The 19,135-nt window shown below is 44.4% G+C and carries 17 protein-coding genes; 11 read left to right on the top strand and 6 right to left on the bottom strand.

Annotated features, from left to right (window positions below; all coding sequences use genetic code 11):
* Positions 1 to 20: 20 nt before the first annotated feature.
* From AKG33_RS05915 to hemL, 5 genes are all read right to left on the bottom strand, one after another.
* Complete coding sequence (locus AKG33_RS05915) at positions 21 to 2,192, bottom strand: RelA/SpoT family protein (RefSeq protein ID WP_050708031.1); 2,172 nt, start codon at positions 2,190 to 2,192, stop codon at positions 21 to 23.
* Between the two features lie 4 nt (positions 2,193 to 2,196).
* The gene (gene rpoZ, locus AKG33_RS05920; RefSeq protein ID WP_012031333.1) at positions 2,197 to 2,430 is read right to left on the bottom strand and encodes a DNA-directed RNA polymerase subunit omega; all 234 of its coding nucleotides are present in this window, start codon (positions 2,428 to 2,430) and stop codon (positions 2,197 to 2,199) included.
* Between the two features lie 95 nt (positions 2,431 to 2,525).
* Positions 2,526 to 3,392 (bottom strand): methylenetetrahydrofolate reductase, encoded by an 867-nt coding sequence (locus tag AKG33_RS05925; RefSeq protein ID WP_012031334.1) that lies wholly within the window; start codon positions 3,390 to 3,392, stop codon positions 2,526 to 2,528.
* An 11-nt stretch (positions 3,393 to 3,403) separates the two neighbouring features.
* A complete protein-coding gene (gene pdxH / locus AKG33_RS05930) occupies positions 3,404 to 4,042 on the bottom strand; it encodes a pyridoxamine 5'-phosphate oxidase (RefSeq protein WP_012031335.1) in 639 nt (212 codons plus the stop codon).
* Complete coding sequence (hemL, locus tag AKG33_RS05935; RefSeq protein ID WP_050708032.1) at positions 4,043 to 5,323, bottom strand: glutamate-1-semialdehyde 2,1-aminomutase; 1,281 nt, start codon at positions 5,321 to 5,323, stop codon at positions 4,043 to 4,045.
* A 215-nt stretch (positions 5,324 to 5,538) separates the two neighbouring features.
* Here hemL and rpsT point away from each other — a divergent pair, with 215 nt between their 5' ends.
* From rpsT to AKG33_RS05960, 5 genes are all read left to right on the top strand, one after another.
* Positions 5,539 to 5,805, top strand: a complete 267-nt coding sequence (gene rpsT / locus AKG33_RS05940) for a 30S ribosomal protein S20 (RefSeq protein ID WP_050708033.1) — start codon at positions 5,539 to 5,541, stop codon at positions 5,803 to 5,805.
* Between the two features lie 191 nt (positions 5,806 to 5,996).
* Entirely contained in the window at positions 5,997 to 7,760 is a 1,764-nt protein-coding gene (gene frdA, locus AKG33_RS05945; protein WP_012031338.1) for a fumarate reductase (quinol) flavoprotein subunit, read from the top strand.
* A 12-nt stretch (positions 7,761 to 7,772) separates the two neighbouring features.
* Positions 7,773 to 8,519: a succinate dehydrogenase/fumarate reductase iron-sulfur subunit gene (locus AKG33_RS05950; protein WP_012031339.1), complete on the top strand. Its 747-nt coding sequence runs from the start codon at positions 7,773 to 7,775 to the stop codon at positions 8,517 to 8,519.
* Between the two features lies 1 nt (position 8,520).
* Positions 8,521 to 8,913, top strand: coding sequence for a hypothetical protein (locus AKG33_RS05955; RefSeq protein WP_012031340.1), 393 nt, complete (start codon positions 8,521 to 8,523; stop codon positions 8,911 to 8,913).
* Between the two features lie 12 nt (positions 8,914 to 8,925).
* Positions 8,926 to 9,276: a fumarate reductase subunit D gene (locus AKG33_RS05960; RefSeq protein WP_012031341.1), complete on the top strand. Its 351-nt coding sequence runs from the start codon at positions 8,926 to 8,928 to the stop codon at positions 9,274 to 9,276.
* Between the two features lie 46 nt (positions 9,277 to 9,322).
* On the opposite strand, the gene AKG33_RS05965 is transcribed toward AKG33_RS05960, so the two are convergent.
* The gene (locus AKG33_RS05965; RefSeq protein WP_012031342.1) at positions 9,323 to 9,925 is read right to left on the bottom strand and encodes a hypothetical protein; all 603 of its coding nucleotides are present in this window, start codon (positions 9,923 to 9,925) and stop codon (positions 9,323 to 9,325) included.
* Positions 9,926 to 10,109: 184 nt separating this feature from the next.
* On the opposite strand from AKG33_RS05965, the gene waaC reads away from it, so the two are divergent.
* From waaC to AKG33_RS05995, 6 genes are all read left to right on the top strand, one after another.
* Entirely contained in the window at positions 10,110 to 11,117 is a 1,008-nt protein-coding gene (gene waaC / locus AKG33_RS05970; RefSeq protein WP_012031343.1) for a lipopolysaccharide heptosyltransferase I, read from the top strand.
* A 112-nt stretch (positions 11,118 to 11,229) separates the two neighbouring features.
* Entirely contained in the window at positions 11,230 to 11,913 is a 684-nt protein-coding gene (gene cobB, locus AKG33_RS05975; protein ID WP_012031344.1) for a Sir2 family NAD+-dependent deacetylase, read from the top strand.
* Positions 11,910 to 14,048, top strand: a complete 2,139-nt coding sequence (locus AKG33_RS05980) for a carboxy terminal-processing peptidase (protein ID WP_041729584.1) — start codon at positions 11,910 to 11,912, stop codon at positions 14,046 to 14,048. Before cobB ends, AKG33_RS05980 begins: the two co-directional genes overlap by 4 nt.
* 9 nt (positions 14,049 to 14,057) lie before the next feature.
* A complete protein-coding gene (gene tkt / locus AKG33_RS05985) occupies positions 14,058 to 16,058 on the top strand; it encodes a transketolase (protein WP_012031347.1) in 2,001 nt (666 codons plus the stop codon).
* A gap of 15 nt (positions 16,059 to 16,073) precedes the next feature.
* Positions 16,074 to 17,231 carry a phosphoglycerate kinase gene (locus tag AKG33_RS05990; RefSeq protein WP_012031348.1) on the top strand — a complete coding sequence of 386 codons (1,158 nt, stop codon included), beginning with the start codon at positions 16,074 to 16,076 and terminating at the stop codon, positions 17,229 to 17,231.
* A gap of 200 nt (positions 17,232 to 17,431) precedes the next feature.
* Positions 17,432 to 18,571, top strand: coding sequence for an acyltransferase family protein (locus AKG33_RS05995; RefSeq protein WP_012031349.1), 1,140 nt, complete (start codon positions 17,432 to 17,434; stop codon positions 18,569 to 18,571).
* The last annotated feature ends 564 nt before the right edge of the window (positions 18,572 to 19,135 follow it).

Consider the following 19,135-nt stretch of genomic DNA (forward strand, 5'->3'; position numbering starts at 1 on the left):
CTCCTATTGATTAATAAAAATTAGCTGCGCTGAATGGCAATAACGCCGTCTATTCCGCGCAAACTACGCATCACTTTTGCCAAATGATCGCGGTTTTCCACCGCTAGCCAACATTTTATAATCCGCATGTTTTCCTGCTGCCAATGACGTTCTAAACGAAAATCACGAATATTACTACCAGCAGCGGCAATTTCATGGGTAATTTGCGGGATAATCATAGGCTTATCCAAAACATGCAATTCAATAAGCGAAATGAAAATCCCTGAAACTTCTTGCGCCCACGCCACGCGAATCCAATCTTGGCTGTCGTTGACCTCGCTAATCATACACTGCCGGCGGTGAATTTTGATCCCAACTTGCGGCTCAAAATGACCAATGATTGGTTCATACGGCAAAGGATAGCAACACGATGCCATGCTGATCGCGCTGTCTAATGCGCTGTGAATATAAAGCGTTTCCGTTTTTGATAATTCCTGCCACGATTTACCGCCCAAAATCGTTGACGCCACTAATCCACTTTGCCGCTGACCGTGCGCGATATCGTCAAATAATTGTTGAATGGTAATTTTTTGTTCTACCAAATAATCTTGCAGCGCCGTTTCTTCCATCGCGCGCAAAGAACTGCCGCGTTCGTGCAGCGATTTATCGAGCAATTCGCGCCCTAATTGTTGGGCTTCTTTATATTGCAGTGAACGAATGTAATGATTAACGCCGGCTCTTGCTTTAGCAGTCACCACAAATTGCAACCAACCAATATTGGGGTGAGATTCGGGACGGGTAATAATTTCAACCGTTTGCGCAATTTCTAACGGACGAAAAATAGGATATAACTCGCCGTTGACTTTCGCCGCCGCACAATGATTGCCGATCCGCGTATGAACGGCATAAGCAAAATCAACCGGCGTTGCACCGCGCGGTAAATCAATCACTTCACCTTTCGGCGTATAAACATGAATATCACCGGGTGATAATTCTTTTTTGATGGCATCGTAAAATTCCAGCGGATCGTGGGTAATATTTTGCACTTCACGCAAACGCGATAACCAGTCGCGCATATATTTTTCCGCTTCAATCGTATGCTTTTCGAGTTGCACCGAGCGATTTTTCACGTGTTGATACCAAATTGCGATAATGCCCATCTCTGCCAAACTGTGCATATCGTGCGTGCGGATTTGTACGTTTAACACTTCACTGCTCGCCGTCAATACGCTGGTATGCAATGAGCGATAACCGTTACTTTTCGGCGCGGCAATATAATCTTCAAATTTTCCAGAAATGGGACGGTAAATGCCGTGTAAAACGCCTAAAACGCGATAACAATCATCGATGCTATCCGTAATAATGCGGATCGGAATTGTGCGGCAGGCGGCATCAAAGCTTTGTTTGCGCTGCATGCGCTGATAAACGCCCCATAAATGCCGTTGTCTTTTCGTAATCGACGCTTTAATGCCCATGCTTTTAAGCGTTGGCAATAAATCGTGGCGCACTTTATGCGCGGCATGGTTATTTGCAAAACGCTGTTGATAATGTTTTTGCAACACGGCATAACGCCAAGGATATAAATGGGAAAAAACCAAATCCTCCAGCTGCATGCGAAAATAAAACAGCCCCAAACGCCCCGCAATTGAAGCGTAAATATCTAAAGTTTCTTTGGCTTTACGAATGCGTTTATCTCGCCGCAGCGCGCCCAACGTGCGCATATTGTGCAATCGATCCGCTAATTTAATGATGATAACGCGCGGATCGTCAGTCGTTGCCACCAGCATTTTTTTAAAACTTTCTGCTTGTACCTGCTGCGGCGCCTGATCTTTTAAGCGATCGAGTTTGGAGACGCCGTCAACCAATTCAGTGACTTCATTCCCAAAAGTCGCCGCCATTTCCGCTTTACTCACTGCCGTATCTTCTAAAACATCGTGCAACAACCCTGCTTGTAACACGGGCAAATCAAAGCGTTGACTGGCTAAAATTTCGGCAACGGCAATCGGGTGCGTAAAATAAGGACCGCCGGATTGCCGCATTTGCCCTTCATGAGCTTTGGCGCCGTAAACGGCAGTCCGCAAAAGCACTGCCATATCTTCGGGATCGAGATAATGGGCGACTTCTTTTTGTAAACGAGCGTAGCTTTCTTCTAACTGCTGGGCGTCGGTTAAACCCGAAAATGGAGCGTATGAAAGCGCTGCCGGTACGCTCATAAATTTATGCTTGACGAGCAAGATGTTCAGAAACGTCCTGTCCATCTAGCAAACCTTGAACCGTTACTTTTCCCTCTTCAATTTCTCGAAGCGCCAACACCGTTGGTTTATCATTTTCCGGCGCCACCAACGGCTGATGACCTAAAGTTAATTGTCTGGCTCTTTTGCTTGCCGCTAATACTAAACGAAATCGACTATTTTCATGAATTAAACAATCTTCTACCGTCACTCTTGCCATAATAATTCCTTAAAAATACCGTGAGTTGAAAAGTTGACTAGCTTACCACAGACATCTTTCAGGGTCTGTTACGCAATCAGCCAAAAATAAAAAATTTACGGCGTCTTTTCGGCATCATCGGATTGCTGAAATTGGTGAATCCAGCGTACCGTTGCTTCAAAACCGCCCAAAGGATAAAAATGCAGACATTTTAATAATGATAATTCGCCCTGCGCGCGCGCCCGAACAATGTTTGAAAGCAATAATTCGGGCGTTGATAACTCCAAAAATTGATGCAATCCGTGTTGACTATAACGCAAAAAGCGCACGGAATTGCCAATTCCGCATAATTGCGCATAACGAAATAAATTGCCGATCGTCGTCACGCCCGGAACGCCCAAATGAATCGGTAAACGAATACCTTGCGTTTGCAACATACGATGCCAGTGCACAATCGGCTTGGCAGTAAAACAAAATTGCGTCAGTAAATAACATTGTGCGGAAATAGAATCCGCAAACGCTTGTTTTTGTTGCAAAGTATACAATAATTCATCGGCGCCAATGCGCGGGTGACCCTCGGGGTGCGCGGCAAAACCAATCGAATGCCACTGATAATTTTGAATAATGCCGCTGGCAAGTAACGCCAAAGTACTCGCCCACGGCCCGCGCGGTTGATCGATAGATCCGGCAATCAATAAAAGATCGCGCACGCCGGCATCATAAAGTTGCGCTAAACCTTGTTCTAATTCTGCTTCCGAATGCAAAGAACGCGCGGCAATATGCGGCACCGTGCGCAAACCGTTTTGCTGCAATAAAACGGTCGCCCGTATCGTTGATAAAAAATCCGAATTGGGCAGAAAAGTTACATATGCCGCGGTTTCTTTCGCAAAATACGCCGTAAAATTGGCAATGGATTCTGCAAATTTCGGCGTGACTTCTAAAGAATATCCCGCCAACAAATTTTTAAATGCCGCATCTGACATTATTGGCTCTTTTAAGGTGCACGCCGCGATACAGTCCACCCATTTTCAGTTTTTTCATATAAAAAACGATCGTGCAATCGGCTGGGTTGTCCTTGCCAAAATTCAATTTTGTGCGGACGAACGCGGTAACCGCCCCAAAAATCTGGCAAAGGAATTTTGCCTTCGTGGAATTTGGCTTTCATGTTTTGCCATTTCAACATCAAAAAATCGCGCGATTCAATAATTTTACTTTGCGGCGATGCCCAAGCACCGATTTGGCTACCTTGAGGACGCGTTAAAAAATAAGCCAAAGATTGTTCACGGGGAATTTTTTCCGCCCGACCGTAAACGTGAATTTGCCGCTGCAAAGCGTACCACGGGAAAGACATCGACACTTGCGCGTTTTTTTCGATCTCTTCTGCTTTTTGACTGGAATAATTGGTGTAAAACACAAATCCTTCCTCATCAAATAATTTTAATAAAACGCTGCGCTGGGACGGTTGTCCATCGGCGGCAACGGTTGCTAATACAAAACCGTTGGGTTCGGAAATGCCGCTATCAACGGCATATTGAAACCACGCGGCAAATTGCTCGATGGGATCAGCTGCTAAATCTTGCTCTAAAAGCGGTGGGTGTTCGGTAAAATCGTGACGAATCGATCCAATATCCATTTATTCCTCCAAATGTGCGAAAACATATTCCGCAATCGCAATTGTTTCATCTAAAACGGCATCATCATGCGCCATGCTGACAAATATCGTTTCATACGCCGACGGCGCCAAATTCACGCCTTCTGCCAACATCGCATGGAAAAATTTTGCAAAACGCGCCGTGTCAGCCGTTTGTACATCAGCAAAATTACAAACTTGCGGCAAATCGGTAAAAAATAAACCCAACATACCGCATACATCGTTTACCACCACATGAATGCCATTTTTCTTTGCTGCTTGCCGTAAACCTTCGGCTAATTTCTGCGTTTTGGCAGCTAAAATGTCATAAAAACCTTCAGCTTCGGTTAAACGCAAATTAGTAATGCCGGCGGTCATCGCCACGGGATTTCCCGATAAAGTGCCCGCTTGATAAACAGATCCCACCGGCGACAGCATTGACATTAAATCCACGCTTCCAGCAAACGCGCCCACGGGCATGCCGCCGCCGATAACTTTGCCAAAAGTCGTTAAATCCGCAGCAATATCATATAAACCCTGTGCGCCGGCATAAGCAACGCGGAATCCCGTCATCACTTCATCAATAATCAAAATCACGCCATATTGTTTGGTTAACGCGCGCAAAGTAGGCAAAAATTCCGGCAGCGGCGGCACGCAGTTCATATTGCCGGCAATCGGTTCAACAATGACGGCGGCTAAATTTTTTCCGTGTTGCGCAAAAATACGTTCTAATGCGGCAACGTCGTTATACGGCGCCGTTAACGTATGCCGCACAAAATCTTCCGGCACTCCTGGAGAATTTGGGCTGCCGAATGTTAAAGCGCCCGATCCCGCAGAAACGAGTAAAGCGTCGGAATGTCCGTGGTAACAACCGGCAAATTTCAAAATTTGAGTACGATTTGTTGCGGCGCGCGCTAAACGAATTGCGCTCATCGTCGCTTCCGTTCCCGAATTACACATTCTAACCATTTCCACACTGGGCACGCGGGCAACAATTTTTTCTGCTAATTCGGTTTCTAATTCATTGGGCGCGCCATAACTCATACCATTGCGACTAGCTCGACAAACCGCGGCAACAATTTCAGGGTGCGCGTGACCATTGATCATCGGGCCATAAGATCCAACGTAATCAATATAACGGCGACCGTTAACGTCATATAAATATGCGCCTTCGGCTCGAGCGATAAAAATCGGTTCACCGCCAACGCTTTTAAACGCCCGAACGGGAGAATTAACACCACCTGGAATCACACGCGCGGCACGCGTAAACGCTGAATCAGTCACTACAAAATCCTCTCAAATTAGAATGAATTAATTATGGTATTACCATCTGCCGCCAGCAAGCAAGGAAAAAACGACCGCTTTTTTCGGGGCAGATCATTTGACAATACGATGATTTTTTCAGATAATTCGCGCCCTTAAATCATCTTCATGGGTTGCGCCCAACGTGAGCGTATCTCGTTTTTTATAAAGACGAACAGATTTTTAGGAGCACTATTTTGGCAAATACAGCACAGGCACTCAAACGAATCAGACAAACAAATAAAGCGCGCGCCCAAAACGCAAGCCAACGTTCAACGATTCGCACCGTTATGAAAAAGTTTTTAAAAGCAATTGAAGCGAAAGATATTGCTACCGCAGAACAAGAATTTTCAACTGCGGCAAGTTTATTAGATCGCGCGGCGCGAAAACACATTATTCACAAAAATAAAGCCAGTCGCTTAAAAAGCCGCATGCATGCCAAGAAAAAAGCATTAGTTGCTTAATACTTTATTTTTCATAGAAAAGCTAAAGGCTGGATCAAATCCAGCCTTTTATTTTGTTTAAAATTTTTAAATTATTTTTCTATTTTCTTAATTAAGACTGATTAAGTTCTTTATAAAAATATGTAATTTCTAACTTTTTTATTATTGTTTGCTACAATGTTCGACTGTATAAAAAAACCAAGAGAGGCATTATGCAAACGATACGAACAGATGTCGCCATTATCGGCGGCGGTGGTGCCGGATTGCGCGCTGCCATCGCAGTCGCCCACCAAGATCCCAGCGCGAAAATTGCGCTGATTTCTAAAGTTTATCCCATGCGTTCGCATACCGTTGCCGCGGAAGGAGGAGCTGCGGGCGTTATTCGCGATGATGATTCTTTGGAAAACCACTTTAACGATACCGTCTCCGGTGGCGATTGGTTATGTGAACAAGATGTTGTGGAATATTTTGTCAATCACTGCACGGAAGAAATGGTGCAATTAGAACATTGGGGTTGCCCGTGGTCGCGCAAAGATGATGGTCACGTTAACGTGCGTCGCTTTGGTGGCATGAAAATCCCGCGCACTTGGTTTGCCGCGGATAAAACGGGATTTCATATGCTGCACACGCTCTTTCAAACCTCAATAAAATATCCGTCCATTTATCGTCTTGATGAACATTTTGCCTTGGATTTACTCGTTGATGAGGAACACTTGCAAGGCGTTTTATGTTACGACGTTCAAAACGGTGTTTTTAAAGCCGTACAAGCCAAATCCGTAATTATTGCAACCGGCGGCGCGGGGCGCGTTTTCCGTTATAACACAAACGGCGGCATCGTCACGGGCGACGGCATGGCGCTTGCTTATCGGCGCGGCGTTGCTTTGCGCGATATGGAATTTGTGCAATATCACCCCACTGGTTTACCCGGTTCCGGCATTTTAATGACAGAAGGTTGCCGCGGTGAAGGCGGTATTTTGGTGAATAAAGACGGTTACCGTTATTTGCAAGATTACGGTTTAGGGCCGGAAACGCCCATCGGTGAACCGAAAAATAAATATATGGAATTAGGCCCGCGCGATCGGCTTTCTCAAGCGTTTTATCACGAATGGAAAAAAGGACGCACGATTGAAACGCCGCGCGGCGCCGTTGTTCATTTGGATTTGCGTCATCTCGGCGAAACATTTATTAATGAACGTTTGCCATTTATCCGCAGTTTGGCGCAAAAATTTGTTGGCGTTGATCCGGTTTATGATCCGATTCCCGTGCGTCCAACCGCGCATTACACGATGGGCGGCATTGAAACAGACGGTCGTTGTGCAACCAAAATGGCAGGATTATTTGCCGCCGGAGAATGTTCTTCTGTCGGTATTCACGGCGCGAACCGTTTGGGCTCCAATTCTTTGGCAGAATTATCCGTATTCGGTAAAGTCGCCGGCGAAGAAGCGTTAAAGTTCGCGCAAACGCAACCGCATCAGCTCGAAGAAACGCAATTTACACAATTAGCAGAAAAACAAGCGCAACCGTTTTTAGCATTGCGTCAACGTGAAAATGGTACGGAAAAACCTGCCGCGTTGCGTAACGAATTAGGCGAAATGATGGAAGCGGAAATTGGTATTTACCGCAGCGCTGAAAATTGTGAACGCGCAATTAAAAAAATCCAAGAACTCAAAGAACGTTATCAAAATGTTCAAGTCTCTGATCACAGCGCTGTTTTTAATACCGATTGGCTTACTACGATTGAATTGGGATTTATGATCGATGTGGCAGAAGCGATGATTTATTCTGCAGCAGCGAGAACGGAATCGCGCGGTTCGCATCAACGGTTGGATTATCCTGAACGCGATGATGAACAATTCCTCAAACACACATTAGCCTATTATCAAGCAGACGATAAACCGCGATTAGATTATAGCCCCGTCACCATTACCAAATCACAACCTGCTAAACGGGTTTATGGTGCTGAAGCAGAAAAATAAGCGAGAAATGTTATGAATAAAATTACCTTAAAAGTAATGCGCTACCGCCCCGGAGAAGATGAAAAACCATGGCCGCAAGCATTTGAAATCGAATGGACGCAGGACATGTCGATTTTAGATGCTTTGGCTTTGATTAAAGACGATTTCGATCCTACTTTGGCTTATCGTTGGTCTTGCCGCATGGAAGTATGCGGTTCTTGCGGCATGGTGATTAATGGTGAACCGAAATTGGCGTGTTCAACGTTTGTGCGCGATTATGCCGATGCCGGCGAAATTTTAATCGGCGCTTTAGATGCGTTTCCGATTGAAAAAGATTTGGTGGTTGACGTTGAACCGTTTATTGACCGCCTCAATCGTATCAGTCCCTACATCATCAACAAAACACCGCGCGCGCTGGAAGAAAAAGAATATCTGCAAACGCCAAAACAATTGGCAAAATTCAAGCAATATACGATGTGCATTAACTGCATGTTGTGTTACCAAGCTTGCCCGCAATTGGGCATTAATGCGGATTTTTTAGGCCCCGCCGCCACCGCGTTGGCGCAACGCTACAATTTAGATAACCGCGACACCGCCGCCGCAAAACGCTTTAAAGCGTTAAATAAAGAAAATGGCATTTGGGCGTGCACATTTGTGGGCGCTTGCTCGGAAGTGTGTCCGAAACAAGTTGACCCCGCCGCCGCTATTCAACAAGCCAAAGCCGCTGCCATTCCTCATTGGGCAATGGGTTTTGTGCGCGGAAAAGCAAAGGAGGCATAAAATGAACCGTCAGCCTTATCAACGCCAACAATCAAAATTTTGGTATTTATCCAGCCGGTTTTATCGCTGGTATATGTTGCGTGAATTAACCAGCCTGACCACTGCATTTGCGGCGCTCAACCTTTTTTGGGGGCTCGCCGCTTTGGCAAGCAGTTTAGAAAGCTGGCAATGTTGGTTAAACGCGCAAAAATCTACATTCATGATTACGCTCAATCTCATTGCCATTGCTGGCTCATTGCTCAACAGCAAAACATGGTTTGAAGCAATGCCGAAAGCCGTCCGCATTCCTAAAGGCAATGGATTTGTAGCAGCAGAAACACTAGTTAAAGGCAGTTGGATTGCTTTTGGCAGCGTTTTTGTGATTTTATGTTTAATCATCATTATGTTGGCTTAACGGAGGTAAAGCATGAATCAAAAACAACATTTAAAACCGCTTTACTGGGGATTATTTTCGGTAGGCGGCACCGTTGCAGCGCTGATTTTGGCGCCGTTAATTGCGAGCGTTTGCATTTTGCTTGCTTTTGGTATTTTAGGCAGCGGTGAAGATTTTTATCATAGTATTCATGGATTTATCACTCATAAATTTGTCTTTTTCATTCTAGCCGGAATGGTATTTACTATGCTTTGGCACGGCTGCCACCGTTTTTACTATATTTTGCACGATATGCATATTCGCGTAGATAACCGTATGCGTGTTGGTGCTTATCTTTTTTCTATTGCCGCTTTTGTAATTACGCTTTTATTCGGTTGGTTTTAATCGGCACTCATAAAAAAACCGCTCATTGCGAGCGGTTTTTTTGTTTTCATTTATCTTTTCGCGGTAAACATTTCTTCACCCATTTTTTAAGCGCTGCCTCCCCTTGTTCTGCCACATCAACAAACAACGGATCCATATGCGCTAAAAAATGCCATTTTTTCTTATTGCGGCGTCGATACATAATCGCTTCGCCATCTTCCGAACCGTGAAAAGCGCGTTTGCTGTCGTAATCGAGTTCTGCCAAGATTTTTTGCACCATACAAAAACCTTTTTCCCGCGTTTCAATGTAATTTTTGATCTCGGCGTGCGGAATCGCATAAGCATCAACCACCATAACGCCGTCAATAAAACCTTGATCGGGCGTCCCCAAATCGGGAATTTCCTGAAAATAAAATTCCGTTTCATAAAAATCTTCAAACATAAATTTACTAACCGGAAAACGATTACCCCGAAAAGTGATTTCGGCATAATCGGGAAACTCCGCCGGCAGCAACCATTCACGAAGAATTACGCCACTTTTTTCATCTTTTTCACAATGATAGCCCGACAATTGCGCCAAAAATTCCCGTCCACTTTGTAGTGAATCAAAACTCACCCATAAAACATCGCCTTTTTCTTGAATCAGCGTTAAAACATAAGTCGTCATCATTCAATCTCCATCATCGTTAAACCGCAAAATCCAATCAATACGTTTTCTACGGCACTTAATACAAAATCGCTATAATGAACGCATTTTTAATGAAGTGCACCCTTTTTTGATATAAAACGGATATTTTTCATCAAAACACCATTTTTGGTGTTCGAAATAATCCGTTACCGTTTTGAGGAATCTTGTGACCGTACCAAAAATTCTCTTAGTAAAACTTTCATCTTTAGGCGACGTTATTCATACTTTTGCCGCCGCCTGCGATTTGCACCGCCATCAACCGCAATCAAAAATCACGTGGTTAGTGGAAGAAGCTTATGCAGATTTAGTGCGCCAACATCGCGCCATCGATAACGTGTGGACGGTTCCTTTTCGCCGCATCAAAAAAGATCCCAAAAATTGGCGCGCGCTCCAACCTTTAATTAGCACGCTGCGCAGTAACCATTTTGATTATGCAATTGATGCTCAAGGTTTAATAAAAAGCGCTTTAATCATGCGTTTTGCGCGCTGCCCCAAACGCATCGGTTACGACGCCCAAAGCGCGCGCGAAGCGGCAGCTCATTTTTTTTACCACCAAACCATTTCGGTTACAAAAAAAATGCATGCCGTAGAACGAACGCGACAATTATTTGCCAACGCTTTTGAATATTCATTAACCGATCAACAATTGGATTACGGTTTGCCAACTTGGCAAGCGCAGAATAACACGCTGATTTTTATCCACGGCACCACATGGCGCAGTAAATTATTGCCGGAATCGTGTTGGCGCACATTGATCGCGCAGGCGCAAAACGCGGGTTTTCAAATACGATTACCGTGGGGCGATAAAACGGAATACGAACGTGCTCAACGCCTCATTTCTGGTTTTCCCGCGGCACAATGTTTTCCTGCTTTATCGTTGCCTCAATTGCGGCAAGCAATAATTCATTGCGCTGGCGTGATAACCGTGGATACGGGATTGGGACATTTAGCAGCAGCGTGCGAGGCGCCGACGCTTGGCATTTTCGCGGCAACTGATGCTCAAAAATCGGGAATGTATGGCATTCGTAGCGATAATTTGGCGTTAACCAATCCATGCATGCAAAAAGATTGTCGGCAACACGGCGCGCACGATGAAAATGCCTGTATGCATCATTGGTCGGCGGAGATAATTTGGCAACGGTTTTTAGCGTTAAAAAGTAAAACGTCACACTAAAATCCGCAGCGCAATTGCTGCAATACGGTTGAAAAACCATGAGGATAAACTAAAGTTTCGTTTTAACCGCAGCGGTTCGGAATTCATCAATATTATTTTGTGGGAGAAAAACATGATTGTAATTTTAACGGGCGCCGGCATTTCTGCCGAATCAGGCATTAAAACGTTTCGCTCGGATAACGGCACTTGGGAAGAGCATCGCGTTGAGGATGTAGCAACGCCGGAAGGATTTATGCGCGATCCGGAATTAGTGCATCAATTTTATAATGCGCGGCGGGCGCAGCTTTCCACCGTTTCTCCTAATGCTGCACATCTTGCTTTGGCGCGTTTGCAAAAAGAGGCTAAAGAAAAAGTGGCAATCATTACGCAAAATATTGACGATTTACACGAACGCGCGGGCAGCGATGCGATTCATATGCACGGCGAATTGTATAAAATTCGCTGTCTTTTTTGCCAGAATGTTTTTCTTTGGAAAACGGACTGCGGTCCGCAAACGCCCTGCCCCGTTTGTCATAAATCAGGCGCGTTGCGTCCGGATATTGTTTGGTTTGGCGAAATGCCTCATCACATGGAAGAAATTGAAAATATGCTGGCATTAGCCAATATTTTTGTTGCTATTGGCACTTCGGGCGTCGTTTATCCGGCGGCGGGTTTTGTGCAATTAGCGCACGCTTATGGCGCAAAAACGATTGAAATTAATTTAAATAAAACGGAAGGAACAAAATTGTTTGATGAAGGAATATATGGCGCGGCAACAAAAGCCGTTCCCAGTTGGGTTGAGGCGGTGTTGGCATGAAAAATATGCGCTGTTTGAGTTTATTATTGTTAAGCAGCATGCTGTTAAATACGGCGTGCGCCACCACAACTTATCCGCAAAAAAAATCTTATGCACAGCCGGAAGCGTTAATCGTTAAAGAAACGCAAAAAAACAGTTTGCAATTAACCGCCAATTTATTATCGAAATATCATTACCGCGCGCAAACGCAACACGAACAATTGCTCGATGAAATCAGCGCATCGGTCATCGATGACTATCTTCACGCTTTGGATTATTCGCGCATCATTTTTTTACAAAGCGATATTGAAGAATTCGCTCATTTTCGCCAAAGTTTGCGCCAAAATACGCGTATTGGCGATTTATCAGCTGCGATTACGATTTTTGAACGCTACCGCGAACGCAATATTGCGCTGAATCATTGGACTTTAGAGCGTTTAAAACAACCTTTTGATTTAAATACAACGCAAACCATTACTTATCCGCGCGATGTTTATGAAAATCGCCGCGCGCCGTGGCGAAAAACGCTGGAAGAAGTGCATGATTTTCAAGAAAAACGTTTAACTGATGAATTAATTCGTTTAGTGATGAGCGGTCGCAACGAAGAAAAAGCCGTTGAAATGTTGGTAAAACGTTATCAATCGGTGGAAAAACGCCTCAATCAAATGACTTCCGATGATGTATTCGATATGTATATGAATACCATCGCCAATAATTTTGATCCGCATACCAATTATTTATCGCCGGATAATAGTGAAGATTTTGATATTAATATGAGTTTAGCGCTGGAAGGAATCGGCGCGACGTTATCGTATAAAGACGACAAGATCACTATCCGCGAATTATTGCCCGGCGGCCCGGCGTATAAAAGCGGCAAACTCAAAATTAATGATCAAATTATCGCCGTCGCGCAAGGAAAAGACGGCGAAATGGAAGACATTGTGGGCATGCGTTTGGATAAAGCTGTGCGTTTAATCCGCGGCAAAAAAGGAACATTGGTGCGCCTGCTCATTGAACCCGCTAATGCCGCAGCAAATTTGCATGAAGTCACCATCGAACGCGATCGCGTCAAACTCGAAGATCAAGCCGCGCAGGCATTCGTGGAAACGCTTTCCGAAAACGGCACGGAAACCAAAATCGGCGTGATTCGTTTGCCGTCTTTTTATATGGATTTTCAAGGTGCGCGCGAGGGCGAAAAGGAATACCGCAGCACCAGCCGCGACGTGGAACGTTTACTTAAAGAACTTAAAGCGGAAAACGTATCCGCGATTATTATCGATTTGCGTAACGACGGCGGCGGTTCTTTGTATGAAGCCATTCGCACGGTGGGATTATTTATCGATCAAGGTCCCGTGGTGATGGTTTCGGATATCAACGGCAATGTTAATGTGGAAAAAGATAAAGATGCCGGCGCAATTTACGATGGACCATTAGCGGTAATGATTAATAGCGCGTCAGCATCGGCTTCAGAAATTTTTGCCGCCGCGATTCAAGATTACAAACGCGGTTTGATTATCGGCACCAATTCTTTTGGTAAAGGAACCGTGCAAACGATTATCGATTTAAACCGTTTTGTGCCGGATACCGCGCCCAAATTAGGCGAAGTGAAATTTACCATTGCCATGTTCCACCGCATCAATGGTAGCAGTACGCAGAAAAAAGGCGTGCAACCAGATATCGCTTTTCCAACTATTCGCGCTTTGGAAGAAATGGGCGAAAGTAAAAATCCGCACGCGCTTGACTGGAAAGCGATTCCGCCGGCAGATTATGTTTTATATAACAACATCACTGACCGCGAAATCGCAACGCTGCAACAAAATCACGAATCGCGCATGCTATCGTTACCCGTGCTCAATCGTTTTACTGATTACATTAAACGGCTCGGCGCCGAAAATGAACGCAATGTTTGGTCGCTTAACGTTGATGTACGGCGGCAACAATACGATGCGTGGAAAAAATACACGGAAACTTATGAATACGATCAACAAGATGCTATTCCGCCGTTGAACGCCGATGCTAAACGCAAAAAAGATGTCGCCGAACGCAATGCCGTTGCCGATGAAGAAGATAAAGAGCGTTTTATTCCGGATATTGAATTATATGAGGCATTACACGTGTTAAAAGATTTCACGCAGTTGCGCCACTCTTCTCATTAAGGAATCGTTATGAATCAATCTGTTTTTCATGATATTGCCAACACTATTCGCGCGCTGACACTTGATGCGGTAGACAAAGCGCATTCCGGACATTGCGGCGCGCCGTTAGGTATGGCAGAAATTGCGGCAGTTTTATGGCAAAAACATCTCAATGTGAATCCGCAACACCCGAATTGGGATAATCGCGATCGGTTTGTGTTGTCAAACGGTCACGCTTCGATGTTGTTATACGCGCTGCTGCATTTAAGCGGTTTTGATTTATCGTTGGAAGATTTGAAAAATTTCCGCACGTGGCACAGCAAAACCGCCGGTCACCCAGAAGTTGATCACAATTTAGGTATTGAAACGACCACTGGTCCACTCGGGCAAGGTATTGCTAATGCCGTTGGTTTGGCACTCGCGGAAGCGCGTTTGGCAGCGCAATATAATCGAGAACATTTTAATATCGTTGATCATTACACTTATTGCTTTTTAGGCGATGGCTGTTTGATGGAAGGCATTGCGCACGAAGCGTGCTCATTGGCTGGAACGCTCGGTTTGGGCAAACTGATCATTTTTTACGATGCTAACGGCATTTCTATTGACGGCAACATTGATGCGTGGTTTGCAGAAGACGTCGCGCAACGTTTTGCTGCTTACGGTTGGCAGGTAATCGGTGCCATCGATGGTCACGATCCCCAAGCTATCGATGCCGCAATTACTGCCGCGCAAAGAGAAACCACGCGCCCCAGCATTATCATTTGTCACACCACAATTGGTTTTGGTTCGCCGAAATTCGCCGGCAGTGAACAAGCTCACGGTTCGCCTTTTGATCAAAATGAAATTGAAGCGACTAAAAAAGCGTTATCACTACCGCTTGAGCCGTTTAGCGTTGCGGAAGCGGTTTATCGCCACGCGGATTTACGCGCAAAAGGCGCGGCTTTGGAAAAATCATGGCAAGAAAAATTAACACATTATGCGCAAACGTATCCAGAACTTTTTAAACAATATCAACGCTGTATGCGTCACGAATTGCCGGAAACGTTTAGCAAAACCATTCATCAACAATTGCAATTTTGGCAAAATGCTGACGAAAAAATCGCAAGCCGCAAAGCTTCTGAAAACGCGCTGACGGTTTTAACACCTTTATTGCCCGAATTAATCGGCGGTTCGGCGGATTTGAGTTCGTCTAATAATACGATTTGTGCGGAAAGTCGCGCGATTTATCCGCGGCAATTTAACGGCAATTATATTCATTACGGCGTGCGCGAATTTGCGATGGCGGCGATGATGAACGGCTTATATTTGCACGGCGGTTTGCGTCCGTACGGCGGCACTTTCCTCGTTTTTTCGGATTATATGCGCAACGCCATTCGTTTATCGGCTTTGATGCGCCTGCCAGTGATTTATGTTTTAACGCACGATTCCATCGGTTTGGGCGAAGACGGTCCCACGCATCAACCAATTGAACAATTAGCCTCTTTGCGGTTAATGCCCAATTTGCATGTATGGCGCCCTTGTGATGCCGTTGAAACGCTTGCCGCGTGGCAATCGGCTTTAACCGCTGAAGAAACGCCGAGCGTTTTGGCATTATCACGGCAAGCATTGGTACCGCAAAAACGCACGCCCGAACAAATTGCTGCAATTGCGCGCGGCGGCTATGTTTTGCACGAAAACGCTTCCGCTGTTTTAACGTTGATTGCGACCGGTTCTGAAGTGGAATTAGCGATGAACGCGGCGCGTCAATTAGCCGCGGAACAGATTATTGCGCGCGTGGTTTCCATGCCGTGCGTTGAAATTTTTCAAAAGCAATCCGATGATTACCGCGAAAGTGTTTTGCCAAATCATTTGCCTAAATTGGCAATTGAAGCGGGTGCCACCGCATTATGGCAAGGAATGGTTGCGCCGACGGGTGCCGTTATCGGCATTGATTGTTTTGGGGCTTCGGCGCCGGCGTCGGTATTATTTACGCAGTTTGGTTTGACGACTGAAGCCGTCGTTCAACGCGCAAAAAGTTTATTAATTATTTAATTTTCAAGGAAAAATATGAAGACATTATCTGATTTGGACGTCCGCGGTAAAAAAGTATTAATGCGGTTGGATTTAAACGTTCCCATGCAAAACGGCGTAATTACAAGCGATGCGCGGATTACTGCCGCGCTACCGACCATTGAATTGGCGTTAAAAAAAGGCGCAGCGGTTTTGATTATGGCGCATTTAGGACGCCCCAAAGAAGGTCATTATGATGAAGCATTTTCTTTGTTGCCGGTTGCTCAACATTTAAGCCAATTATTAAAGCAAGAAGTGCCGTTAATTAAGGATTATTTAACGAAAACGCCACAAGTGCGCGCGGGGGAGGTCGTTTTGCTGGAAAACGTGCGTTTTAATGTTGGAGAAAAAGATAATGACGCAACATTGGCTGCGCAATATGCTGCTTTGTGTGATGTTTTTGTAAGCGATGGTTTTGGTGTGGTGCACCGCGCGCAAGCGTCCACGGTCGGCGTCGCTCAAAAAGCACCCGTAGCGTGTGCGGGATTGTTGGTTGAAAAGGAAGTCACGACTTTAGAAAAGATTCTAAAACACCCCGAACGACCGTTACTCGCAATTGTTGGTGGCGCGAAAGTTTCAACTAAATTATTGATTTTGAAATCATTAATTGAAAAAGTGGATACGTTAATCGTAGGCGGCGGCATTGCGAACACTTTTTTAGCAGCCACGGGGCACGCGGTGGGCGCTTCTTTATATGAACCAGATTTATTACCTGCCGCACAAGAATTATTGGCTTTGGCGGAACGCCGCGGCGTAAAAATGCCGTTACCAAGCGATGTGGTGGTGGCAAATGAATGTAGCGCAACCGCCGCGCGCATGAAATCAGTAAATGATGTGGGTGAACAAGAGTTAATTTTGGATATTGGCGACGAAACAGCTGCCGTTTATGCGCGTTTGATTGCCGAAAGTAAAACGATTATGTGGAATGGTCCAGTGGGTGTTTTTGAACTGCCGCCGTTTGCAAATGGTAGCCGAAAAATTGCGGAAGCAATGGCTCAAGGCGATGGTTTTACCTTTATCGGCGGCGGCGATACGTTGGCAGCGCTGGAAGCATTTAAATTAACCGATAAAATGGATTATGTTTCTACCGGCGGCGGTTCGATGTTGGAATATTTGGAAGGAAAAGTATTACCCGGTATTGATGTTTTGAAATAATTTATTTTATTTCTGTTTACGATTTTATCCTCTAACCGATTGTTTTTAATCAGTTAGAGGATTTTTTATGCCCGTATATTTTTCATGAACAATTCGTATATAAAATATTAAACAAAATATATTTAATATCTTTTTATTAATTTATAAAAAAGCTTTTTTCCGTATAATTTCGCCACTTTTCATCAATTATCTGAACGCTTATGTTAGAAAAAATTAAACGTTGTTTTGCTCTTGAAGCAGTCAATACTGCGCGGCAGTATGAAATCGATATTGCGCGCGGTTTTGCCATTATTTTTATGGTTTGGGTGCATGTTATGGAGGAAATGGATTCTTTCGGCAGCACGATTCCGCATATTTTGGTGGAATATGTGTTGAGTGAACCTTTTGCCGCGCCCGTTTTTTTAACGACTTTAGGCGTTGGATTGGTTTATTCGCGCCATACTTCTCCGAAAGCATTGCTCGATCGGGGTATTAATATTTTAGTTTTGGGCTTTTTGCTCAATATTGTACGTTTTAGTTTGCCGATAATTTGGGACGCTTCGCTGCTGAATGAACCATTTCCTTATGTTGCGGTGATTACTTGGCAAATTAGTGTGGACGTTTTACAGTTTGCAGGATTAACTTTTATCTATTTTTCTTTTGCTAAAAAAATGGGTTGGAGTAAATCAACGTTGGTCATGATTGCCGTTTTATGCTCTTTGTTAGGCACTTTATTGAAAGGGGTAACGGTTGATCATTATATCGGCAAACAATTGCTCGGTTATTTTTGGGCATCGAGCGATGAAACATTTTTCCCGTTCCTCACGTGGATTATTTTCCCAACTTTTGGTTACGTTTTCGGTAGTTATTGGGTGAAGTGCCGCGATAAAGGCAGTTTTTATAAACTCGTCTCCCCCGCAGCTTTAATACTTTCTTGTGGTTATATCGCCGTATGCTTAATTTTCGGATTAAGTATGTATGCGGAAGGCAATTCTTATTATCACATGAATTTATTAGACGCCTGTTTCATCATGATGCTTATGGTTGGCTTGTTTGGCTTGCATTATGGTCTTTTACAGGTTTTTCCGCGGAAAATTTTTACGCCATTATTGAGTTTAAGCCGCAATATCACAGAAGTTTATTGTATTCATTGGGTGATTTTGGGCTTTTCGTGGGTATGTTTGAAACACTTTTTCGGCAAAACGCAATTGCCATTTTGGGAATTCACTCAATATGCTTTCGCAATCCTCGTTATTTCCGGCTTTTTAGCAGCATTTTATAACCGCGAGTTAACGTTATTTAAAGGCGGCAATTTACCTGTTTTCCTCCGCCGCCCGCGCGCCATTGCCGCCGAAAAATAACGACTGATTAGTACTCAAAAATGATAAAGCCAGCATTAAGCTGGTTTTTTTATTGAACCTATTGTTGGGCAGTTTTTACTTAAGAAGCTCGAATGATTCCGCGATAACGCCCATATTCTTAAAATCGGTGATGTCGTGGTCAAATTAATAACAGTAAAAAACCAACGCTTTTTAATTTGACCTCTTAATCTTATCAATTGTTTTCACATCAGTTTTAAGCGTTCGGTCATATCAAAAACTTGCAAAAACGCCAACTTGCGCAATTTCGCAGCTTACTATTATAGCTATCGAGAGACTCACACCCTCCCAATAGGCTAACCGCCTTGACCTATTGAAGTTAGGCGGATACTGGAGAACATTATGATCTGATACATCATAATCATTCTTCTGCTGTTATTGAGCGCGCCAGCGTTCTAGGCAGATGGGCAAGGTGGTTTCCACCTTCGCCCCCAGTAATTCTAAGGTAAGTTAAAGACATGGCATTATCAAAATCCGAAATTCAGCGCCGCAACGATGAAAAACGTGGGGTTAAAAATAAAGTGCTAAAAATGAAGATTGAAGACA

Origin of the sequence: Dichelobacter nodosus (genome assembly GCF_001263335.1) — a bacterium.
In the GTDB taxonomy this organism is placed as follows: domain Bacteria; phylum Pseudomonadota; class Gammaproteobacteria; order Cardiobacteriales; family Cardiobacteriaceae; genus Dichelobacter; species Dichelobacter nodosus.